The sequence below is a fragment of the Streptomyces sp. S.PNR 29 genome (assembly GCF_030386795.1).
Classification (GTDB): domain Bacteria; phylum Actinomycetota; class Actinomycetes; order Streptomycetales; family Streptomycetaceae; genus Streptomyces.
The window spans coordinates 42,069-63,704 of the sequence record NZ_JANUQM010000008.1 but is presented as its reverse complement, the minus strand read 5'-3'; the positions used below and the strand labels follow the sequence as shown (position 1 = coordinate 63,704).

19 protein-coding genes are annotated in these 21,636 nt (G+C 71.6%); 9 read left to right on the top strand and 10 right to left on the bottom strand.

The genetic code is table 11. From position 1 onward, the window contains the following. Positions 1-174: 174 nt before the first annotated feature. Positions 175-393: a hypothetical protein gene (locus tag NW895_RS21790; RefSeq protein ID WP_289937451.1), complete on the bottom strand. Its 219-nt coding sequence runs from the start codon at positions 391-393 to the stop codon at positions 175-177. 280 nt (positions 394-673) lie between these two features. Between NW895_RS21790 and NW895_RS21785 the strand changes: the two genes are divergently transcribed. Together NW895_RS21785 and NW895_RS21780 are read left to right on the top strand one after the other, a co-directional pair. Continuing rightward, on the top strand, positions 674-2,050 hold the full coding sequence (locus NW895_RS21785) for a trypsin-like serine protease (protein WP_289937450.1): 1,377 nt from the start codon (positions 674-676) through the stop codon (positions 2,048-2,050). 134 nt (positions 2,051-2,184) lie between these two features. Further along, positions 2,185-3,369, top strand: coding sequence for an amidohydrolase (locus NW895_RS21780; protein ID WP_289937449.1), 1,185 nt, complete (start codon positions 2,185-2,187; stop codon positions 3,367-3,369). Between the two features lie 16 nt (positions 3,370-3,385). Here the strand turns inward: NW895_RS21780 and NW895_RS21775 are convergent, their stop codons facing one another. The 5 genes from NW895_RS21775 to NW895_RS21755 all read right to left on the bottom strand — a co-directional run bounded on the left by NW895_RS21775 (position 3,386) and on the right by NW895_RS21755 (position 8,818). Beyond that, positions 3,386-3,646: a hypothetical protein gene (locus NW895_RS21775; protein ID WP_289937448.1), complete on the bottom strand. Its 261-nt coding sequence runs from the start codon at positions 3,644-3,646 to the stop codon at positions 3,386-3,388. Between the two features lie 410 nt (positions 3,647-4,056). Further along, positions 4,057-5,349: a phytase gene (locus tag NW895_RS21770; RefSeq protein ID WP_289937447.1), complete on the bottom strand. Its 1,293-nt coding sequence runs from the start codon at positions 5,347-5,349 to the stop codon at positions 4,057-4,059. 129 nt (positions 5,350-5,478) lie between these two features. Continuing rightward, positions 5,479-6,102 carry a sigma-70 family RNA polymerase sigma factor gene (locus tag NW895_RS21765; RefSeq protein WP_289937446.1) on the bottom strand — a complete coding sequence of 208 codons (624 nt, stop codon included), beginning with the start codon at positions 6,100-6,102 and terminating at the stop codon, positions 5,479-5,481. Positions 6,103-6,263: 161 nt separating this feature from the next. Further along, the gene (locus NW895_RS21760) at positions 6,264-6,938 is read right to left on the bottom strand and encodes a hypothetical protein (RefSeq protein ID WP_289937445.1); all 675 of its coding nucleotides are present in this window, start codon (positions 6,936-6,938) and stop codon (positions 6,264-6,266) included. A 167-nt stretch (positions 6,939-7,105) separates the two neighbouring features. Beyond that, the gene (locus NW895_RS21755) at positions 7,106-8,818 is read right to left on the bottom strand and encodes an IlvD/Edd family dehydratase (RefSeq protein ID WP_289937444.1); all 1,713 of its coding nucleotides are present in this window, start codon (positions 8,816-8,818) and stop codon (positions 7,106-7,108) included. Positions 8,819-8,868: 50 nt separating this feature from the next. On the opposite strand from NW895_RS21755, the gene NW895_RS21750 reads away from it, so the two are divergent. The 3 genes from NW895_RS21750 to NW895_RS21740 all read left to right on the top strand — a co-directional run bounded on the left by NW895_RS21750 (position 8,869) and on the right by NW895_RS21740 (position 11,511). After that, positions 8,869-9,693: an IclR family transcriptional regulator gene (locus NW895_RS21750; protein WP_289937443.1), complete on the top strand. Its 825-nt coding sequence runs from the start codon at positions 8,869-8,871 to the stop codon at positions 9,691-9,693. A 301-nt stretch (positions 9,694-9,994) separates the two neighbouring features. Beyond that, positions 9,995-11,029, top strand: a complete 1,035-nt coding sequence (locus NW895_RS21745; protein WP_289937799.1) for an alcohol dehydrogenase catalytic domain-containing protein — start codon at positions 9,995-9,997, stop codon at positions 11,027-11,029. Positions 11,030-11,337: 308 nt separating this feature from the next. Continuing rightward, positions 11,338-11,511, top strand: coding sequence for a hypothetical protein (locus tag NW895_RS21740; RefSeq protein ID WP_289937442.1), 174 nt, complete (start codon positions 11,338-11,340; stop codon positions 11,509-11,511). 6 nt (positions 11,512-11,517) lie between these two features. Here NW895_RS21740 and NW895_RS21735 read toward each other — a convergent pair whose 3' ends face one another. Next, positions 11,518-12,036, bottom strand: a complete 519-nt coding sequence (locus NW895_RS21735; protein WP_289937441.1) for a hypothetical protein — start codon at positions 12,034-12,036, stop codon at positions 11,518-11,520. Between the two features lie 156 nt (positions 12,037-12,192). Continuing rightward, the gene (locus NW895_RS21730) at positions 12,193-13,332 is read right to left on the bottom strand and encodes a glutathione-independent formaldehyde dehydrogenase (RefSeq protein ID WP_289937440.1); all 1,140 of its coding nucleotides are present in this window, start codon (positions 13,330-13,332) and stop codon (positions 12,193-12,195) included. Positions 13,333-13,547: 215 nt separating this feature from the next. Here NW895_RS21730 and NW895_RS21725 point away from each other — a divergent pair, with 215 nt between their 5' ends. After that, on the top strand, positions 13,548-13,751 hold the full coding sequence (locus NW895_RS21725) for a hypothetical protein (RefSeq protein ID WP_289937439.1): 204 nt from the start codon (positions 13,548-13,550) through the stop codon (positions 13,749-13,751). 26 nt (positions 13,752-13,777) lie between these two features. Here the strand turns inward: NW895_RS21725 and NW895_RS21720 are convergent, their stop codons facing one another. Then, complete coding sequence (locus NW895_RS21720; protein WP_289937438.1) at positions 13,778-14,575, bottom strand: VOC family protein; 798 nt, start codon at positions 14,573-14,575, stop codon at positions 13,778-13,780. A gap of 241 nt (positions 14,576-14,816) precedes the next feature. Between NW895_RS21720 and NW895_RS21715 the strand changes: the two genes are divergently transcribed. Then, positions 14,817-16,112, top strand: a complete 1,296-nt coding sequence (locus NW895_RS21715; RefSeq protein ID WP_289937437.1) for an ATP-grasp domain-containing protein — start codon at positions 14,817-14,819, stop codon at positions 16,110-16,112. A 16-nt stretch (positions 16,113-16,128) separates the two neighbouring features. Further along, complete coding sequence (locus NW895_RS21710) at positions 16,129-18,183, top strand: CocE/NonD family hydrolase (protein ID WP_289937436.1); 2,055 nt, start codon at positions 16,129-16,131, stop codon at positions 18,181-18,183. 24 nt (positions 18,184-18,207) lie between these two features. On the opposite strand, the gene NW895_RS21705 is transcribed toward NW895_RS21710, so the two are convergent. Then, positions 18,208-20,328 carry a SpoIIE family protein phosphatase gene (locus NW895_RS21705; protein ID WP_289937435.1) on the bottom strand — a complete coding sequence of 707 codons (2,121 nt, stop codon included), beginning with the start codon at positions 20,326-20,328 and terminating at the stop codon, positions 18,208-18,210. Between the two features lie 182 nt (positions 20,329-20,510). Between NW895_RS21705 and NW895_RS21700 the strand changes: the two genes are divergently transcribed. Then, positions 20,511-21,605, top strand: a complete 1,095-nt coding sequence (locus NW895_RS21700) for a glutamate--cysteine ligase (protein ID WP_289937434.1) — start codon at positions 20,511-20,513, stop codon at positions 21,603-21,605. Positions 21,606-21,636: the final 31 nt, after the last annotated feature.

The following is a 21,636-nucleotide window of genomic DNA, read 5'->3' as shown; positions in this document are numbered from 1 at the left end:
GGTGTCCTGGCCGGCCGGACGCCGACGCCTGCGCCGCCCCTCCGAGCGCGAGGCCGAGCATGCGCCGGCGCACCCCTGGTCGTCGTGGATCAGCGCCGTGACGCCAGGGGTCGCGCCGCGGGCCTTGCCATCAGGTGGCTGTGCCGCTGGACGGGGGCAACCTGGGAGCGACGCCTACTCCGGAGCCGCGGCGCCCGCCGGACCGGGACGGAGCATGGCCTGGTAGAGGGCGTCATGCTCGGGCGAGGCGGGCAGGGGACCGCGGGCCGGGGCCTCGAAGGACTGGATCAGCAGGGCGACGACGCGCCGCCAGGCGTCGGGTGCGGGGCCACCGGTCGCGTTGACGACGCCGGCGTCCAACTCCGCCGCGTCCCTTGCTCGTTCGATGCGCAACGTCCACCGGCTGGGCCGGTCGGGCGAAGTGCTTCAGCTCGGCGTGTCCTTCGCCCTGGTGGGCCTCCGGGATCAGGCCGTACGCCAGCGATGAGTCAACGCAGTCCCTGCAGGGGCCTGGCCGCCCCGACGGCTCCCCGCCCGTCCGCGTACTGCACATGGCACCCCTGGGCGTCCCCCAAAGCGCGAAAGACACCCGCCGCCGACATCGCTCCGGGGCTTTCCGGCTAGGCCTAAGGCTTCTGACGCACACCCACCCTTGTCCGAAGGAGGCACACCCATGGTCGGCAGACATGGCGCGGTCAGGAGCCGCGCCGCCCTGACCGCTCTCGGCGCCCTCGTCCTCATGGGGACCACCTCGGCCGTGGCGGCCGAGCAGCCGCCCGCGCCGGGCCCCCTGCCCACCGCCGCGCAGACGCTCGGCGCCGACAAGCCGTCGGCGCAGGTGCTGCGCGCCCTGGAGCGCGACCTGAAGCTGACGCCGGCCCAGGCGGCCGCACGGCTGGTCAACGAGGCGGAGGCGGGCACCCGGGCGGGCCGCCTGCGCATCGCCCTGGGCAAGCACTTCGCCGGCGCCTGGGTACGGGGGGCGACCTCCGCCGAGCTCACCGTCGCCACCACCCACGCCGCCGACGTGCCCGTCATCCAGGCCCAGGGCGCGAAGGCCGCGGTCGTCAAGAAGCCGCTCAGCGACCTCGAAGCCGTCAAGGAGAAGCTGGACGCGGCCGCCGTCCGGGGCGGGACGCGCGAGACACCGGTCTGGTATGTCGACCTGCCGGCGAACCGGGTCGTCGTCCAGGCGACGAAGCTGTCGGCCGCGACCTCCTTCATCAAGGCCGCGGGCGTCCAGGACCAGGGCGTGGGCGTCCGGGTGTCGGCGGACCGGCCGCGGCTGCTGGAGGACCTCGTCGGCGGTGACGCCTACTACATCAACGGCACCGCCCGCTGCTCCATCGGTTTCTCCGTCACCAGGGGCCAGACACAGGGATTCGCCACGGCGGGCCACTGCGGCAGGGCCGGAGCCAGGACCACCGGCTTCAACGGGGCCGCCCAGGGAACGGTCCAGGCGTCCACGTTCCCCGTCCGGGACATGGCCTGGGTGGGCGTCAACAGCGGCTGGCGCGCCACCGCTGACATCAGGGGGCAGGGGGGCCAGAGGGCGCAGGTCACCGGCTCGGTCCAGGCGCTCGTCGGCGCGTCGGTCTGCCGCTCCGGTTCCACGACAGGGTGGCACTGCGGCACCATCCAGCAGCACAACACGAGTGTCAGATACCCCGAGGGCACCATCTACGGCGTGACCCGGACCACGGTGTGCGCCGAACCGGGCGACTCCGGCGGCCCCTTCGTCTCGGGCGCCCAGGCGCAGGGCGTCACGTCCGGCGGCTCCGGTGACTGCCGGAGCGGCGGAACCACCTTCTACCAGCCCGTCAATCCGATCCTGAGCACCTACGGCCTCACCCTGAGGACCACGTCCGCTCAGGCCGATCCGCCCGCCCCGCCGCAGGGCAACGGCACGAAGGCGTGGGCCGCGGGCCGCGTCTACGAGGCCGGGGCCACGGTGACCCACGCGGGAGTGCGCTACCAGTGCCTGCAGAGCCACCAGGCGCAGGGCTCCTGGTCGCCCGAGGCCACTCCGGCCCTGTGGCAGCGGTTGTAGGAACCGTACGGCGTTTCCGGTGCGGGGGCTCCGCTCCGCACCGGAAGGTGTCAGGTCACCGCCAGGGTGTCGTGGGACCCCACGGTGGAACCCGGTCGGTCACGGACACCCGTACCCGACGCCGAGGAGGCCGCGTGGCCCGCACGCTCGACGACGTCCATCAGGACCTCCGCAAGGAGGTGGCCGACCGGGCCGGTGCACTGTGGTCCATCGCCCGGCGGCTGCACGCCGACCCCGAGTACGCCTTCGCCGAGCACCGGGCGGCGGCCCTGCTGACCGGCGAGCTGCAACGCGCGGGTTTCTCGGTGCGGCGAGGAGTGGCGGGCATGCCGACCGCGTTCACGGCCCGCTCGGGCCACGGCCGCCCCACCGTGGCGCTGTTGCTGGAGTACGACGCCCTGCCGGGGCTCGGGCACGCCTGCGGCCACCATCTCATCGCGGCGGCGGGCCTCGGAGCGGCGCTCGCTGTGCACACCGTGCTGGGCGGTTCCGCCGGGTGCGTGACGGCCGTGGGCAGTCCCGCCGAGGAAGGCGGTGGCGGAAAGGCCGTCGAGGCGGACGCCGGGGTGTTCGACGACGTCGACGCGGCGCTGATGTTCCACCCCGGGGTGTACAACTGGCGGCGGGCGCCGCTGACCGCGCAGGTGCAGTACCGGGTGGCCTTCCACGGGCGCGCCGCCCACCCCACGGGCAACCCGACCGAGGGCATCGACGCGCTGGCCGCCCTCGTCGAGCTGTTCAACGTCCTGGCCGTGCTGGGCCGTCGCCTGCCGGAGGCCTCTCATGTGCAGGGCATCGTCACCCACGGCGGCACGGCCACCAACATTGTCCCGGAGTACGCCGAGGGACTGTTCGGGCTACGGGCGGCCACCACCCCGGCGCTGGAGGACCTGATCGGGCAGCTGCGCGAGTGCGCCGAGGGGGTCGCCCGAGCCACCGGCACCAGGGCCGAGGTGGAGCGTGCCACGGTGCGCTACGACCATTTCCGCGACAGCGGTGTGCTCTCCGACCGGTTCGCGGAACACCTGTCCCGGGCCGGGATCACGCTCACGCCGCCGGTCCCGGGCGTGTACCTGGGGTCGTCGGACATCGGCAACGTGAGCGCGCGGGTCCCCGCCATCCACCCGTTCGTGGCGATCATGGACGAGGACGGTTCCGACCACACACCCGAGTTCGCCGAGGCCGCCGCCTCCGAGCGGGCCCGGGACGTGTTGACGGCCGCGACGGAGGCGCTGGCGTGCACCGCCGCCGACGTGCTGCTGTGCGCGGGCCTGCGCGAGGAGGCGTGGGCGCGGCACGGTGAGGCGGTCGGAGGGTGAGAGCGGAGGCGGTCCGTCAGCCGGCGCCGGCCTCCCCCTCACCCTCGTCCGGACTCGGCTCCCGCCGGGCCTCCTTCTTCTCGACACCCTCCAGCGGCTTGCCCGCCGTCGTACCGCGCTCCGGCTGGTAGCCCTCTTTCGCGCTGGCCGTGCCGCGTATGGTGCGTTCCTGCGCCTGGCTCTCGGCGCCCGAGTGCGCACCCGGCTCCTCGTCGTTGCGCGCCCGTGTGTACCTATCCTTCCGGGGATCCTTCCTCGGCTCCTGCTGGCCGGTCATCTCCGCACCTCCGGTCCGCTGTCGAGGGTTCTGCGGGTTCCCCCGGGCCCATGCCGGAAACGACCACGCAGGCACTCCTTTGAGCGGGCACTCGCCCGAATGGGCGACTGTGGGGTTTCTCTGCCCGAAGCGTGGAGACTCGGAGCCCGTGCCGCGGTGCCGGCTTCCGGTGATGAGGGAGTACGGACACCACACCGCGGCGCACCACTCGGCCGGCCGAGCCGCCTAGGCCCTGTCGTTTGGATCAGGCCGGCTGCAGTCACGGCGCCTTCCCGCCGACCCGAACGGGGTCTGGTGCGTGCAGCTGCAAGGCGGAGGAGGGCGCCAACGCGGAGCGTTGGCAACTGACGACAACGCCGCAGATGTGCGCACCAGACCCTGCGACGCCGGGATGATCCAAACGACAGGGCCTAGTCCAGGGTCTCGACGACGTCGCCGAGGTCGACGAACTTGAAGCCCGTGGCGGCCCGCTCCTCGTCGCCGGGCGTGTCGTGGCCGTCCTGGACGACGAGAAGACCGTTGGGGTACCTGGCACCCAGTGGCTTGCCGAGCGCCGCGGCGCCGTCGCACTCCTCGGAGCCGTCGAGTGTCGCCGAGGCGGCGGTGACGCGGAAACCGCCCTCGTACTCGTTGTCGTCCTTCAGCTCCCGGTCGTATGCGGCGAACGTGTTGTCGCCCTGGCTGGAGGCGAGGAGATAGCCGTCGCCGCCGGACTCGGTGACGAACGTGAGTCCCTCGACGTCGGCGGACAGATGCGTTCCGCCGTAACCGGGGTCGTCGCCGGCCACGCACTCCTCGGTCGCGTCGTCGTAGGTGGCCGGGACGCCGTATTCACGGACGGTGTCGACCAGTTCGGGCGCGGCGGTGAGGTCGGCGCGCAGACGCCAGATCCCCACGTCCTCCTGACCTGCGTACAACACGCCGTTGTCCGGGTCGACGACCATGCCCTCGACCTGGGGCAGTTCGCCGGGTTCGGCGCACGGGGACCAGGACGAGCCGTCGGGCAGCCGGAAGGACGAGGGCAGGTCCAGCGTGCGGATCTTCCGGTAGGCGACCTTGCCGCCTGCGGTCGGGGTCAGTTCGAGCAGGGCGATCCTGGTGCGTTCCCGCCGGCTGACCAGGGCGTAGGAGCGACCGGTCGCCCGGTCCGTCCAGGTGGCCAGGCCGTAGGCGGTGCGCTGGTCGTTGATCTCGGCCTGGCCGGCGGAGAACACCGGGACGGCGGACGGGTCGGTGATGTCCGAGAGGGGGCGGCCGGGCGTGTTCGGGTCGATGCGGTAGAAGCGGAGGCGGTCGTTGCCCCGGTCGGTGGTGACGGCGACGTCGGCTCGGCCGGCGGTCAGCTTCAGGCCGTGGACGAGGTCGACGTTGTTGAACCGGCCGGGCGCGTCACCGGCGCCGGGACCGGGCGGAGCGGGGATCGACTGCACCAGTCGCGCGGCGAGGTCGTAGACGCGCAGCCCGCCCTCCTTGGCCGTGGCGACGACGAGGCTGCGGTCGGGGTCGGCCGTGTTGCGCCAGATGGCGGGGTCGTCGGCGTCGGCGTTGCCGCCCGCCTCGTCGTCGTGCAGGGCGGGCGTCTCGGCGCGGGGTGTCAGGGCCGGCGGGGGCTCGTTGCCGGCCGCCGCCGGTAACGGGGTGAGGAGAGCGAGGGCCGTGGCGAGGGCCAGGACGCTGATCCGGCTGGACCAGTGACGGGTCATGCGAAACCTCTCAGGTCGAAAGACTGACGAAGCGTCGGCTGATCTTGGTTTGCCTGTCGTACACCGTGCGATCGCCGACATGAAGACCGGGTGCCGTGGAGACGAACACCCGGTCGACGAGTGGGTCGTTCAGGCGGCCACGAGTGCGGCCGGGGTGGGTGCCTCGGCCTCGGTGAGCAGTGCCATGAGCGTCGTGCGGGCGCGGGCCACGCGGGAGCGGATCGTGCCGACCGGGCAGTCGCTCAGCTCGGCCGCCTCCGCGTACGGCAGGCCGAGCAGCTGCGTGAGGACGAACGCCTCCCGCCGCTCGTCCGGCAGCGCGGCCAGCAGGTCGAGGAGAGCGACGCCCTCGTCGAAGCCCGGCAGGTCGCACGGCTGGGCGAGCTCGATCGCCAGCCGCCAGTCCGCCACGTCGTGCAGGCGGGGCCGGGCCGCCGCGTACCGGTGGCTGTCGGTCACCGCGCGGCGGGCGATGGCCAGCAGCCAGGTGCGGGCCGACGACCGCCCCTCGAAGCGGTGCAGGCTGCCGAGCGCCCGCAGGAACGTGTCCTGGGCCAGGTCGTCCACGGCCTGGGGGTCGCCGCACAGGTGTGCCACATAGCGGAGGACGTCGCGGTGCAGGGCGCGCACGAACCGCTCGACGGCGACCGCGTCACCGCCACGGGCGGCGAGCGCCCAGGCGGTTATCGCCTCGTCGGCCGATCCTGCTTCATCGCCTCGGTCGCGGGACGTGAGCGGGGCAGAAGAGATCACCTGGTGTCCTTCTCGGGTCATGCCGGATCCGGACCGGTGGCGCACGAGGGCGTGCCGGTCCGTGATCCGGTGTGGTGGGGATACGGCCGTACGACGCCTGCGCGGGCGTACGGCCGAGACCCGAGGGGCATGCGGAGCCGCCTCGGGTGCACCGGCTGTCGTCAGGCGACAGCGGTCCCCACGGGCGGTCCCCGGGAGATGATCGAGTGAACGAGGAGCAGCAGGCGCGGCGCACGGGCCGAGCCGCGGCGGCGCAGCGGGAGGCGTGGCCGGGACGGCGGCGCGGGAAGCGCGAGCAGCAGGCGCAGCGGTGCGGCCAGCCGTCCGGCCACCGCCCGCAGGATGCGGAAGGCGGCCCGCTCCCCGTACGCCAGCCACAGGCCGCACAGCAGTGCGGCCAGCAGGTGGGCGCCGAACATGCCGAACGACGAGAAGCCGCCCGTGCCCGCGTATCCCACGTCCATGGAGTCCATGGAGCCCGTGGAGTCCATGGACTCCATGGAGTGGTGCATGTGCCGGGACCCGCTGCTCATGGCCCCCATGTCGTGGCTCATGCCACCGGTCGCCATGGTGCCCGCGGGCATCGACTGCGCGAAGGAGAACGCCGAGTGCAGGAGGGTCTGGGCGACGACCACGACGGACACGATCAGCGGGAGCCCCCGCTCACGCCCCGCCAGGGCCCAGCCCACCACCCCGGTCACGCCGAGCCCTGCGGCCAGCGTCCGACCGGGCACGTGGGCGCCGGACATCATGACGTGTCCCAGGGCGGCGAGCAGCACGCATACGGCCGCGAACACCGCGGCCCGTATCGCGCGAGAACACCACCCTGCATTCATGGCGCCTCATCCTCGCATCCGGACGCGTTCTCCGTTCACGGGTACGGAAATCAACCGGTGCGGCTCAAGCGAGGGCGCGTGATCCAGAACACATCAGGCGGGAGCCCCGCCTCGACCGCACCGTGCCGGCCCCGCGGAGGCTCCCGACGTGCTGCGCCCCCGCTGACTCAGTGCGATTCGCGGCTCACCTCGGAGCCGCTGGAGCCGACGAGGAAGTCGAGGTCGGCGCCGGTGTCGGCCTGCAGGACGTGGTCGACGTAGAGCCGTTCCCAGCCGCGGCGGGGATTGGCGAAGCCGGTGACCGTGGCCTCGTCGGGGGTTCTGCGGGCGAGTTCACCGGCGGGTACGTCGACGTCGATACGGCGGGCCTCGGCATCGAGGGTGACGAGGTCCCCCGTCCGCACCAGGGCGAGGGGGCCGCCGGCCGCGGCTTCGGGGGCCACGTGCAGGACGACGGTGCCGTAGGCGGTGCCGCTCATACGGCCGTCGCAGACCCGGACCATGTCGCGGACGCCCTGTTCGAGGAGTTTCCTCGGCAGCGGCATGTTCGACACCTCGGGCATGCCGGGATAGCCCTTGGGTCCGCAGCCGCGCAGGACGAGCACCGAGTCGGCGTCGACGTCGAGGGCGGGGTCGTCGATGCGGGCGTGGAAGTCCTCGATCGAGTCGAAGACGACGGCCCGGCCGCGGTGGCGCAGCAGGTGCGGGGAGGCAGCCGCCGGTTTGATCAGGGCTCCGTCGGGTGCGAGGTTGCCCCGCAGGACGGCGATACCGCCCTCGGCGACCAGGGGGTTCGTACGGGCGCGGATGACCTCCTCGTCCCAGACGGCGGCGTCGTCGAGGTAGTCGGTGAGCGGCTTGCCGGTGACGGTGAGCGCGTCGGGGTCGAGCAGGTCGCGGACCTCGCGCAGAACGGCCGGCAGCCCGCCGGCGCGGTGGAAGTCCTCCATGAGGAAGCGCCCGGCCGGCTGGAGGTCCACGAGGACCGGCACGCGGGAGCCGATGCGGTCGAAGTCGTCCAGCGACAGGTCGATGCCGAGCCGGCCCGCGATGGCCAGGAGGTGGACGACCGCGTTGGTCGAGCCGCCGATGGCGGCCAGCGCCACGATCGCGTTGTGGAAGGACGCCTTGGTCAGGAAGGTTCCCGGTCGCCGGTCGGCGGCGACCATGTCGACCGCCAGCCGGCCCGTGTGGTGCGCGGCCTCCAGCAGACGGCTGTCGGGGGCGGGTGTGCCGGCCACACCGGGGACGACGGTGCCCAGCGCCTCGGCGACCAGCGCCATCGTCGAGGCGGTCCCCATGGTGTTGCAGTGCCCACGGCTGCGGATCATCGCCGACTCCGACCGGGTGAACTGCTCCTGGGACAGCGTGCCGGCCCGGACCTCCTCCGACAGCCGCCACACGTCGGTGCCGCAGCCCAGCGGCGCACCGCGGAAGGTGCCGGTCAGCATCGGGCCGCCGGGCACGACGACGGCGGGCAGGTCCACCGAGGCGGCGGCCATGAGCAGCGACGGGATCGTCTTGTCGCAGCCGCCGAGGAGCACGACGCCGTCGATGGGGTTGGCCCGCAGCATCTCCTCCGTGGCCATCGCCGCCATGTTGCGCCAGAGCATGGCCGTGGGCCGCAGCTGTGTCTCGCCCAGCGACACCACGGGCAGGTCCAGGGGGATGCCGCCCGCCTCGTACACGCCATTGCGCACCGAGGCGGCCACTTCGGTCAGATGCGCGTTGCACGGGATCAGGTCCGAGGCGGTGTCGGCGATGGCGATCTGCGGCCGGCCGGTGAAGGCGTCACCCGGCACGCCGCGGCGCATCCAGGCGCGGTGGATGTAGGCGTTGCGGTCCTGACCCGCGTACCACTGTGCGCTGCGGAGCCTCACCCCGGAGCCCCTTCCGGTAACCGGTACGACGGTTTACATTTCGGAACATCATGAAGCTTACGCAGACGTTCGACGCGCCGACAGCCCCCGGCACGGAGGACGCAACAGGCGCCGACGGCGGCCGGCTTGTCGGCTCGGACCGGGTGCTCGCCGTCCTCAAGCAGCTCGCGCGGTATCCGGACGGCGCGCGGCTGGAGGAGCTGACCCGGGTGATCGGCAGCCCGAAGCCGACCGTGCACCGGGCGCTGGCGGCCCTGCGCCGGGCCGGTCTGGCCGACCAGGACGTCCGCGGCCGTTATGTGCTCGGCGACGAGTTCCTCCGGATGGCCTTCGCCCATCACGAGGCCCGTCCCGAGCACCTCCGCATCCGTCCCGTACTGCAGGCGCTGGCCCACCGGTTCGGCGAGACCTCGCACTACGCGGTCCTCGACGGACGCGAGGTGGTCTACCGCGCCAAGGTCGACCCGCCCACCGGCGCGGTCCGGCTGACCTCGACGGTGGGCGGCCGCAACCCCGCCCACTCCACCGGCGTCGGAAAGCTGCTGCTCGCCCATGAGTTGGCGACGCGTGAGGCGGTCGAAGCGTGGATCGGCGACACGCCCCTGGAACGCCGTACGCCCCGGACTCTGGGCACGGCCGCCGCCCTGCACCATGAACTGCGGGCCACCCGCGAACGGGGCTACGGCCTCGACGACGGGGAGAACGAGCCCGGGGTCAACTGCCTCTCGCTGCCCGTGTACGCGACCTCACCGACGACGCCGTCCGGTGCCGTGAGCATCAGCGCGCTGGCCTACCGGACGCCGCTGCACGCCCTGGTCGGCGCGCTGGACGAGATCCGTGCCGTGCTCGGACCACTGGGAGAGCCGCACCGATGACCACGGGCACCGCCCGGTCGGCGCGCAGCACCTCGGTCACCGGCCCCTGGTGCTGCGGGAGACCGACGGGCCGGGCCCGGCGTGGGTCGCCGAGGGTGCGGCCGGTGCCGCGGGCTCCGCGCAGCTCGTCCGCCCGGAGGCGGTGGGGCGGCATCACGCCGACGGCCACCAGCAGCGGGCCGGGACGCTCGCCGGTGTGCAGCACGTCCCTGCCGGCCGCCCGGTCCATCGCCGGGCCGGGCGTCGAGGACCGCGCCAGGCCCCGCCCGTGCGCGCTCGGGCCGCGGTGACCGCCCGCGCCATGCGTGCGTTCGTGCTGACGGCGCCCGGCACGTACGCGGTCCAGGAGGTCCCCGCACCGGTGCCGGGGCCCGGCGAAGTCGTCGTCGACGTCGAGCGGGTCGGCGTGTGCGGCACCGACGTGGAGTTCTTCTCCGGCGCGATGGCCTATCTCCACCAGGGTCACTCCGCCTACCCGATGCGGCTGGGCCACGAGTGGGCCGGGCGCGTGGCGGCGGTCGGCGACGGTGTCGACCACGCCTGGGTCGGCAGGCGGGTCATGGGCGACACCATGCTCGGCTGCGGCATCTGCCGCCGCTGCCGACGGGGCCACCAGCACGTGTGCGAGCAACGGCAGGAGGTCGGCATCCGCGGGGGCCGCGCCGGTGCGCTGGCGGAGCAACTCGCCGTTCCCGTCTCCTCGCTGCATCTCCTGCCCGACTCGGTCGACGCGGTGCTCGGCGCGCTGGTGGAGCCGGGCGGCAACGCCCTGCGCGCCGCTCGGGCGGCCGGCCTGCGCCCCGGGGACCGGGCCCTGGTCCTGGGGCCGGGAACCATCGGACTGCTGGTGGCGATGTTCGTCCGCGCCGCCGGTGCGGAGGTGCATCTGATGGGCCGCGCCGAGGGTTCGCTCGCCTTCGCCCGTGACCTGGGTTTCGAGCACGTGTGGCCGGAGGACTCCGTGCCGGACCTCCCCTTCGACGCGGTCGTCGACGCCTCGAACGCCGCCCATCTGCCCGACCTGGCCCTCCAGTCGGTCGAGCCGGGCGGCCGGGTCGTGTACGTCGGGCTGGCCGGCGAGCCCAGCCGGATCGACACCCGCGCGCTCGCTCTCAAGGACGTGACCGCAGTGGGCGTCCTGTCCGCCTCCCCCGGCCTGGACGCCACCCTTCGCGCCTACGCCGACGGATCCGTCGACCCCCGCCCCCTCGTCGCCGCGACCGTAGGGCTGGACCAGGTCGGCGACGTCCTGGCCGGCAGACGGCCGCCGCAGGCCGGGCCCGGACCCAAGATCCACGTCGACCCCCTGATGGAATTCAGGCACTCGCATATTTAGGGAAGTTGCAGAATACGTGCCCAAATTTGGGACATCCCGGGGCGTGTAACGTGACGGCATTGCGGTGCGCTGACTTATAAAGAGGCCTCCCCCACGCCAAAACGCCCGCCACAACCGAAAGCCTGGTGGTCACAGCATCTTTTCACAATGAACACGGAAAGCCTGCGTATTCTCCTCAATCACGGCCTGTCTGTTTTACCTGGCGATCGGTCACGGAATCGCCGCACGGGTCGGCCAGGCATGACGACTTTCTTCTCGACGTTCGACCGGACACCCCAGAAGTACGACAGCAAGAAGGACGACTCCCTGTGACACCCCACTCGACCGGAAACGACAGCCTTCCCATCTACGAGAGTCTGGTACGTGAACGCGGCGACGTCGTGGCGGAAGCCCGCGAGGTGGCCGAGGAGACCCAGCACCAGGCGACGCAAGCCCTGAACGGGCACGGTGAGGTTCAGCAGGAGTCCCGCCCTCAGCAGTGATCCGGTCTACGACCCGCTCGGGGCGCCTGTGGGCCCCATGCCGCGCAGCTGCTGAATGGTCCCGCCGAGCCTGGAGCGAAGGTGCTCCAGCATCGCCGGTTTCGCGGAGACGACCCAGCGCGAGCCGACGAGATACCTGCCGCCGTACAGGGCGGCGCTCTCCAGCCAGGTCTCCTTGTACTTCTCCTCGGGGAAGGTCGTGATCAGGTAGTCGCCCTTCCCGGTGTGGCACACGCCCTCGCGCAGTTCGTCGGCATCGGTCCGGATCTTGGCCTTGCACCCGGTCAGATCGGCGATCACCTCGACCTTCGCGGGGGCCACGGCACCGGCGGCCGGGGTGGCGGACACCTTCGACGGTTCACTGCCGGCCGCGGCGCCGCCCGCACCACCGCTGCAGGCGGCGACCAGGGGAAGAAGGGCCAGACCCGCGGCAAGGCCGACGTCTCGCACCAGGCGTGCGGTGCGCGGGGTACGGCCGGTGCGTCCTGTCGTAGGGTGCTGCAACAGCTCGGGGTGCCGTGACACGTGCCTCTCCGTATCCAGGTGTTCCTGCCGCATCAGCGGCCAGGTGTACGACACAGGAATACGGATGAACGCCGGCGGCTGTTCAGCGGCCCGGGCTGCCGCAAAGGAGGGGACCCACTGTTGCGTGGGCCCCCTGGCGCGACGGGACAGACACCGTCACGCGTGCGGGTGGAGGACGACCTTCGTGTAGCCCTCGGTTCGCTTGTCGAACTTCTCGTACGCCGTCGGCGCCTGGTCGAGGGGCAGCTCGTGCGAGACGACGAAGCTGGGCGTCGCCCGCCCCTCGATGATCATGTCACGCAGGTGACGGTTGTAGCGCTTGACGTTGCACTGACCGGTCCCCAGACGCAGCCCCTTCTCGAACAGACGCCCGATGGCGACCATCAGCATGCCCTGCTTGGCCTGCTCGTCAGGCCCGCCCGGGTCGCGCGGGACGTACAGGCCGGGGATACCGAGAGCGCCCGTCGGCCGGACCGTCTCGACCAGCGAGTTCAGTACGATCGCCGGCTCCTCACGATCCTCGCCGCGTGCCTGCGCCTGGTATCCGACGGCGTCGATGCCCTTGTCGGTACCCTCACCTCCGGTCTGCTCCTGGATCTGCTCCACCGGGTTGCCCTCGGTGAAGTTGATCGGTATGGCTCCGATCTCCTCGGCCTTCTGCAGCCGCTCGGCCACCCGGTCGACGACGAACACCTTGCTGGCGCCGCGCAGCATCGCGGAGTAGGCGGCCATCAGTCCGACCGGACCACCGCCGTACACGGCGACGCTGTTCCCGGGGCGCACGTCGGCCAGCTCGTTGCCGTGGTAGCCCGTCGGGAAGATGTCCGCGAGAAGGACGAAGTCGGTTTCCTTCTCGGTGCCCTCGGGGAGCTTCAGACAGTTGAAATCGGCGTACGGTACACGTACGTACTCGGCCTGGCCCCCCACGAAGGGACCCATGGCCACGTAGCCGTACGCACCGCCGGCGAAGCCCGGGTTCACCGTCAGGCAGAAGCCCGTGAAACCCGCCGTGCAGTTCTTGCAGAAGCCGCATGCCACGTTGAAGGGCATGACCACGCGGTCTCCGCGGCTGAGCGACGTCACACCGTCGCCCGCTTCCTCGATGACGCCGAGGTTCTCGTGGCCGAATACGATCCCCGGCTCGGCGGCCGTGCGGCCCTCATACATGTGCAGGTCCGACCCGCATATAGCGGTGGACGTAACGCGGACGATCACGTCGTTCGGGTGCTGGATCCGGGGATCCTCCACCTGTTCGATCGCGACTTCGAACGGTCCCTTGTAGACGACGGCCCTCATCCTCGAGCACCTCCACTGGGTGTGGTTGTTCACTCACAGAGGGAAACGGCGACGCCGGGGAGGACCCGCTGCATCCGTCGGCATCAGGGCCCAACCCTGCAGCTCGACCGGTCTTCTGTGCCTTGGCTCATACTCCAGACTCGTGCATGATGAGAAGATTTGCATCTAGAGACTGCAAAGTCCCTTTCCAGACCACTTCGGAAGGATCAAGAACCTTGTCCCGACGACGACTCGGCACGCTCCTCGTCCCGGTGTCCGGCCTGTCCGGCACCACGTATCCGGAAGGAACCAAGGTGGCCATACGGGGCACCGGGGGATCCGTCGACGGCTTCGTCGACGGAGACTGGCTGCCGCTCGCCTGGTGGGAGTTCGCGGACATCAAGCCGGAGGAGGCCGCCGACACCTGGCCCGGAGTGTGACGCCCGGCGGGGAGCTCAGGCCGCGCTCAGCCGCGGGCCGGGGTGAGCACCACGAAGTCCGCTTGGGACGGATCCAGGCAGACGGCCAGCCGGCCCACGCCCTCCGCGTCCTCCGGTCCCATCTGCACGCTGCCGCCGTTCTCGGTGACCTTCGCGACCGCGGCGTCACAGTCGGCGACGGCGAAGACCGGGTGCCAGTACGGCCGCCCGTTCGCCAGGGCGAGGTCCTCCTTGCGGACCTCCATGAGGCCGCCCTGCATGCGCTCCTCCGCAAGCCCGGCGGGGGTGATGAGGGTGTACGTGCCTGAGCCTCCCGGCAGCTCCATGTCGCTGTACTGCCAGCCGAAGACATCGCCGTAGAACTGCTTCGCGGCCGCGGCGTCGCTCGTGTACAGCTCGGTCCAGGAGAGCGAGCCCGTCTCGTCCGCCAGCTCGAAGCCCGTGTCCTTCCCCGGCTGCCAGACGGCGAACTGGCCCCCCAGCGGGTCGCTGTACTGCGCCATCCGACCCCAGTCCTCCAGGTCTCTCGGTGCCACCCGCACCGTGCCGCCCGCGCGCTCCACGGCCTGGGTCGTGGCGTCCGCGTCGGTGACGCTGTAGTAGATCATCCAGGCCGAGCGCGCCCCTTCCTCGGTGAGCTTGCCGAGCCCGGCGACGGTCTTGCCGTCCTTCCGGAAGATCCCTCCTTCCATGTCCTCCCCCTCGCCCATGGACTCGTACTCCCAGCCCAGCACCGCGCCGTAGAAGGCCGCCGCGGCCGGGACGTCGGGGGCACCGAGGTCGAGCCAACAGGGGGAGCCGGGAGTGAGATCGGTGGTGATCACGGCGATTCCCTTTCGCAGGTCCTGTGTGACATCAGCGTGACACCCGCCACTGACAATCGCGCGTCGACCGACCTGATGAACGGCTGCCGTCCGCGAACGGGTGAAAGCGCCCTCGTCCGCCAGGCCGGGGGGCGTGCGGGGGGCGAGCGGCGGTCCGGGCCGGATTGACCACCGCGTGCAGGGGTACTCCGACGATCTTGGAAGACCGGGCCGCCCGCCTGAGGTCGTCGGAAGGAGAGCCGTGCCGGACGAGAAGGTGAAGAACGTCTTCGTGATGGGACTGGACGAGGCCAATCTGCCGACGCTTCGGCAAGTGCCGGGAGCCCGCTCACTGCGCTTCCACCAGCTGCTGACCATCGAGGAACTGCAGATCGGCGAGGTGCACCTGCCCACGCTGATCGAGAAGGCCCGGAGCGTGCTGGACGCCTTCGAGGGAAGCATCGACGCGATCGTCGGCTACTGGGACTTCCCGGTCAGCACCCTCGTCCCGATCCTGAGCCGGCAGTACGGCACCCGCAGCACGAGCCTGGAGTCGGTGGTCAAGTGCGAACACAAGTACTGGAGCCGGCTGGAGCAGCAGAAGGTCACTGACCGGCACCCGCGTTTCGACAGGGTCGACCTGGCGGCCGAGCCGCCCCGCCCACCCGAGAACGTCGGTTTCCCCATGTGGGTCAAGCCCGCGCTCTCCTACTCCTCCGAACTCGCCTTCGGCGTCCGGGACGAGCAGGAGTTCCGCACGGCCGTCACCGAGATCCGCGAGGGCATCGCCCGGATCGGCCGTCCCTTCGAGGACATCCTCGAACGCATCGGCCTGCCGCCGGAGATGGAGGGCATCGGCGGCCAGGTCTGTCTGGCGGAGGAGTCGATGTCCGGTGTCCAGGTCGCCGTGGAGGGTTACGTCCACCAGGGCGAGGTGACGGTCTACGGGGTCCTGGACTCCATCAACTACCCGGATTCCCCGTGCTTCCTGCGCCACCAGTACCCCTCGACACTGCCGCAACCGGTCATCGCGCAGCTCCACGACGTCTCCGAGCGCGTGATGCGGCAGATCGGGATGGACTCGGCCACCTTCAGCATCGAGTACTTCTACGACCCGCGGACGCAGCAGATCAGCCTGCTGGAGATCAACCCCCGGCACTCCCAGTCGCACGCCGAGTTGTTCCAGTACGTCGACGGTGTGCCGAACCACCACTGCATGGTCCGCCTCGCCCTCGGCGAGGACCCGCGCATGCCGCACCGCGAGGGCCCGTACGCGATGGCGGCGAAGTGGTACCACCGCTGGTTCACCGACGGCGTGGTACGCCGTGTACCCGGGCCCGAGGACATCGCCCGCATCGAACGGGAGATCCCGGGCGTACGCGTCGACGTGGTCCCCGAGGAGGGCAGCCGGCTCTCTGAGCTCCCCCAACAGGACAGCTACAGCTACGAGCTGGCCCACATCTTCACCGGCGGGGCGAACGAGGAGGAGCTGCGGGAGAAGTACGACCACTGCGTGGCCGCCCTGGGCCTCGCCTTCGACGAAGCCCCGCGAGAGTAAGGAGCACGTGGGTTTCATGCGTTACGTGACCAACCTGCCGTACGCGACGAAGGAAGAAGAACACGTCACGATCCCCATGTCCGACGGGGTCCGGCTCTCCGCGCACATCTGGCGCCCCACCTCCTCGGACCACGAGCCGGTGCCGGCGGTGCTGGAGTACATCCCGTACCGCAAACGCGATCTGACGGCCGTACGGGACTCGATCCACCATCCGTACATCGCCGGACACGGCTACGCCTGCGTCCGCGTCGACCTGCGCGGCACCGGCGACTCGGAGGGCGTGCTGCGGGACGAGTACCTGGAGCGGGAGCAGGCCGACGCCGAGGAGGTCCTGGCCTGGCTGGCGGAGCAGCCGTGGTGCGACGGCAGTACGGGGATGATGGGCATCTCCTGGGGCGCGTTCGCCGCGCTGCAGGTGGCGGCCCGCCGGCCGCCGAGCCTGAAGGCCATCGTCATCGCCTCCTTCACCGACGACCGGCACGCCGACGACATGCACTACATGGGCGGCGCCCTGCTGTCGGACAACCTTGCCGAGGCGGGCACCATGTTCGCCTACGGCACCTGTCCGCCCGACCCGGCCGTGGTCGGCGACCGCTGGCGCGAGATGTGGCACGAACGGCTGGAGAACACGGAGCCCTGGGTCCTTCAGTGGCTGCGCCACCAGCGCCGTGACGACTACTGGCGGCACGCCTCGGTGTGCGAGGACTACAAGAGCGTGCTCTGCCCGGTCCTGGCCTCCAGCGGATGGGCGGACGGCTACTCCAACGCCGTGACCCGGCTGCTCGGCAACCTCGACGTGCCCCGCAAGGGACTGATCGGCCCCTGGTCGCACAAGTTCCCCCACCTCGGGGAGCCCGGCCCCGCCATCGGCTACCTCCAGGAGGTCGTACGGTGGTGGGACCACTGGCTGAAGGGCGTCGACAACGGCGTCATGGACGGTCCCATGCTGCGGACGTGGATGCAGGACAGCGTGCCGCCCTCCACGTCGTACGAGGAGCGGCCGGGGCGCTGGGTCGGAGAGCCCGACTGGCCCTCCCCCCACATCCGGCCGGTCACGCATCCGCTCAGCCGGCACAGGATCGAACCTCCACAGGAAGCCGCGCGGAACGCGACGGGGGCGGGAGAGGCACCCGACGGCGAAGCGATGACCGTGCAGTCGCCGCTGTCCGTCGGCCAGTTCGCGGGCAAGTGGGCCTCGTACAACGCGCCACCGGACCTGCCGTACGACCAGCGCGAGGAGGACGGCGGTTCCCTCGTCTTCGACAGCGAGCCCCTGACCGAACAGCTGGAGATCCTCGGCTCGCCGAGTGTGGAGCTCGATCTGTCGGTCAGCGAACCGGTCGCCATGGTGGCCGCGCGTCTGTCCGACGTGAGCCCCGACGGCGCCGCGACCCGTGTCTCCTACGGCCTGCTGAACCTGACCCGCCGCGACAGTACGGAGTCCCCCGAGCCACTGGAACCGGGGCGGCGTTACCGCGCCACCATCCCGCTGAACGGAGTGGCGCAGGCGTTCCCGCCGGGGCACCGCATCAGGCTGTCCCTCTCCACGTCCTACTGGCCCCTCGCCTGGCCGCCGCCGAAGCCCGCGCTGCTCAGCGTCCATGAGCGCTCCAGCACGCTCACCCTGCCGGTGCGACCGGTGGACGAACCCGACGAGGTGCCGCCCAGCCCCTTCGCCGAGCCCGAGGGCACGCCACCGATCGTCGCGAGCCAGGTGACGCCGCCCGAGGAGCGCTGGGAGGTCAAGCGGGACCTGGTCGGCTACCACTCCGAACTGGACATCGTGAAGGACCGGGGCACGGTCCGCTTCGAGGACATCGGCCTGGAGGCCGGCCGCCGCGCCCACGAGCGCTACACGGCGGTCGCCGACGACTTCACCTCGGTCGGCGGGGAATCCACCTGGACCATGCGGTTCCGGCGGGACGACTGGGACGTGCGAGTGGTAACGCACACCCAACTCCGGTGCGACGAGACCGACTTCTTCGTGGACGCGACGCTGGACGCGTACGAGGCCGGCCGCCGGGTCTTCTCCCGCACCTGGAACGAGAAGGTGCCGCGCGATCTGCTCTAGAGGGACGACGGCGCCCCTGGGGATTCAACGGCTCCTTCCGTGCTGCAGCACGAGGAGGGCGATGTCGTCGATGCGCTGCCCGGTCGCGCTGGTCTTCCTCAGCAAGTCGTCGATGAGCAGGTCCAGGTCCCGGTCGTCGGCCTGGGCCAGATGGTGTGCGAGCTGGGCGATGGAGTCGTCGAGGTCGACGCCCGGTGTCTCGATGAGACCGTCGGTGTAGAAGGCCAGCATCAGCCCGGGCGTCAGCGGCATCTCGGTCACCGGGAAGACCGCGCCGGGGTCGATCCCGAGGAGCGGTCCGGGAGGGACCACGACGGGCCGGGTGTCGCCGTCGGGCAGGCGCAGGAGGGGTGGCGGGTGGCCGGCGCTGGCCAGGCTGACGCGCCGGCGGGCGAAGTCGAGGTGGGCGTAGAGGCAGCTGGTGAACAGGTCGGGGCCGAAGTCGGTGAGAAGCCGGTTGGTTCTGGAGAGAACCTGGCCGGGGGTCGTGCCGAGGGTCGCGTGGGCGTGGACACCGGTACGGACCTGGCCCATCAGAGCGGCGGCGGCGACGTTGTGGCCCTGAACGTCGCCGATGACGGCCGCGGCCACGGTGTCACCGAGGCGGATCAGGTCGTAGAAGTCGCCGCCGATGTCCATGCCCCGGGTGGCGGGCAGGTAGCGTGCGGCGACCCGCAGACCGGTGACCTCGGGCAGGGTGCGCGGGAGGAGCGCCTGCTGGAGGCCGTGGGCGAGGTCCTGTTTGGTGTCGTACAGGCGGGCGCGGTCGAGGGCCTGGGCGATGAGCCCGGCGAGCGAGGTCAGAACGGCGCGTTCCTCCGCCGGGAACGCGTGAGGGCTGTCGTAGGACAGGACGCAGCAGCCGACGGGCCGGCCGGAGATGATCAGCGGCAGGAAGGCCCAGGCCTGCTTGCCGCCGGCCTGGTGCGCTCCGGGGTAGCTGCGCCGCATTTCCTGTGGGTCGGCGAAGAAGCCGGGGATGCCGCTGTCGAGAGCCCGCCCGGCCGGGGTGAAGACGGTGTCGAGGGGCAGGCCGTCGAGCCCGGCGATGGTGTCGGAGGCGTAGCCGCGGTGCCCGGCGATCAGCAGCCGGCCGGCGTCGGCGACGGACAGGACCAGGCCCTGGGCGCCGAAGGCGGGCATGATCTGGTCGGCGGCCAGGTCGACGACGTCCTGTACGCCGACGACCTCGGTCAGCGCGGCGGCCAGGTGCGTGAGCTGGTAGAGCTGACCCGCGCGGGCCGGTGTGGCGGTGCGCGTGGACCGGCGGGGCGCCGGTGCGGGCGGGGGCTGTGCGCCGCTGGGAACGATACGGACGCTGATGCCGCTGGCGTCCGGGTAGAGGTGGATGTCCAGCCACTGTTCCGGCGGGCGGCAGGCGGTGAAGGAAACGGGCTCGCGGCTGATCACCGCGGCGCGGTAGCGGTCCTCGTACATGGGGTCGTCGAGCCAGCGCAGGGACTGCCACGGCTGTGTGCCCAGCAGCTGGTCGGCGTCGCGGCCCAGCAGCTCGCAGGCACCGGAGCTGACGTAGGTGATGCGCCCCTCCAGATCCAGGGCACAGCTTCCGCCGGGCAGTCGCTCGGCGAAGTCGGCGGCGGCCATCGCCGGGCTCACCGACCGGCGACCGGTTCCGACGGGTACGACGCGCGGCCGTTCGCCGTGGACGGGGGGCCTGCCCTGCTCGACGGCCTCCTCCAGCAGCCGGGCCAGACGTCGGCAGCTGGACGCGATGTGCCCCTGCTCCCGTCCGGTGATGTACGGCGGACGGGTGGCCGGCCACATCAGCAGCAACGTCCCCCACCGCCGGACGCCGGTGACCGGAGCGGCGGCCAGCACCAACGGGTAGGGAAGCACCATCGCGGTGCGTGGATAGGAGTGCGCCATCTCCTCCTGGCTGCCCACCCACACCATGCGGTCCTCACGGACCGCGTCGGCCACGGGTGCCGGAGCGGTGATCGGAACCCTCGCCCACGGTGCGGCGAACTCGGCCGGCGCCCCGCACAGCACGTCCAGACACAGCAGTTGCCCGTCGGGCGCGAGCAGGTACAGAGCGCCGACGGACGCACCGGTCCGGCGCACCGTCTCCGCGAACGCCGCATCCAGTTCCGCGGCATCCGTGGCCGGATCACCCGTGCCGGTCACCAGGCACCTCCTTCGCCCCTATGGGGACGTTACGCCCGCGGGGGCCGGTAGGCACGCGATCGTCACCCTATACACTATTTGCTCGATTTCGTCATTGTTTGCCCATGAGCGGTCGCGGCACTCGGTCACCCGGCAGCATTGCGATCCGGGCCCCGGCCACGGGGCGGAACAGAGGGCGACCGATGACGACGATCGGTGTGGAAGAGGAGTACCTGCTGCTCGACCCGGTCACGGGTCTGCCGGTACCCCTGGCCGACAAGGTACGCGCCGCGGCGGGCGTGGCGCGGATCGTGGCCGACCAGGAGGTGCAGTTCGAGCTGCTGCAGGCGCAGGTCGAGGTGGCCACGCCGGTGTGCAGCACCCTTGAGGAGGCCGGGGGGCACCTGCTGCGTCTGCGGCACGCCATCGGGGCGGCCGCCGAGGCGCAGGGCTGCCGGATCGCCGCCTGCGCGACGCCCCCGATGCGCCACGGTCACCCCGTGGCCGTCACCGACCAGGCCCGTTACCGGGCCATGCTCACGCAGGCGCCCCAGCTGGTGGCGGAGCAGCTGGTCAACGGCATGCACGTCCATGTCGCCGTGCCCAGCCGCGAGGCGGGCGTGCAGGCCCTGAACCGGATCCGGGTCTGGTTGCCGACGCTGACGGCCATGTCGGCGAACTCTCCGCTCTGGGACGGCCACGACACCGGCTTCGCCAGCTGGCGCACCGTGATCTTCAGCCGCTGGCCGGTCAGCGGCATGCCCCCGTCCTTCCACGACGTGGCCGACTACGACCGGCGTGTGCGGCAACTGCTGGAGAGCGGCCTGATCTCGGACACCGGACAGTTGTACTGGCAGGCGCGGCTGTCGACTCGGTACCCCACCCTCGAAGTGCGCTGCCTGGACGTGCAACTGCGCGCCGACGACGCGGTCATGCTCGCGGGCGTCGTCCGAGCGCTGGTGGACACGGCCCTGGCGGAGGTGACCGCCGGGGCCCCCGCGCCCGACTGCGCCCCGGAACTGCTGCAGGCCGCCATGTGGCACGCCGCCCGCCACGGTCTGAGCGACACCTTGGTCGACCCGGGCGGCAGATCGGGCCGTGCGGGTGACGTGCTGTACCAGCTCCTGCGGTACATCGCTCCCGCGCTCGACATGTCCGGCGACGCCCGGCAGGTGACGGCCCTGGTCCACCGGCTCCTGCAGAGCGGGACCGGCGCGGACAGGCAGCGCGCCGCACTCGCCGAGGGCGGCCTGCGGGCAGTCACCGACCTCATCGGCGCCGAGAGCACGACGCCCTGACCGGTCGGGGTGCGTTTCCGCAGGCCGTGAC

Coding starts and splice junctions, on each gene's coding strand:
- NW895_RS21785 (WP_289937450.1), top strand. CDS start 674: ATGGTCGGCAGACATGGCGCGGTCAGGAGCCGCGCCGCCCTGACCGCT.
- NW895_RS21775 (WP_289937448.1), bottom strand. CDS start 3,646: ATGACCGGCCAGCAGGAGCCGAGGAAGGATCCCCGGAAGGATAGGTAC.
- NW895_RS21770 (WP_289937447.1), bottom strand. CDS start 5,349: ATGACCCGTCACTGGTCCAGCCGGATCAGCGTCCTGGCCCTCGCCACG.
- NW895_RS21760 (WP_289937445.1), bottom strand. CDS start 6,938: ATGAATGCAGGGTGGTGTTCTCGCGCGATACGGGCCGCGGTGTTCGCG.
- NW895_RS21750 (WP_289937443.1), top strand. CDS start 8,869: ATGAAGCTTACGCAGACGTTCGACGCGCCGACAGCCCCCGGCACGGAG.
- NW895_RS21745 (WP_289937799.1), top strand. CDS start 9,995: ATGCGTGCGTTCGTGCTGACGGCGCCCGGCACGTACGCGGTCCAGGAG.
- NW895_RS21730 (WP_289937440.1), bottom strand. CDS start 13,332: ATGAGGGCCGTCGTCTACAAGGGACCGTTCGAAGTCGCGATCGAACAG.
- NW895_RS21710 (WP_289937436.1), top strand. CDS start 16,129: ATGCGTTACGTGACCAACCTGCCGTACGCGACGAAGGAAGAAGAACAC.
- NW895_RS21700 (WP_289937434.1), top strand. CDS start 20,511: ATGACGACGATCGGTGTGGAAGAGGAGTACCTGCTGCTCGACCCGGTC.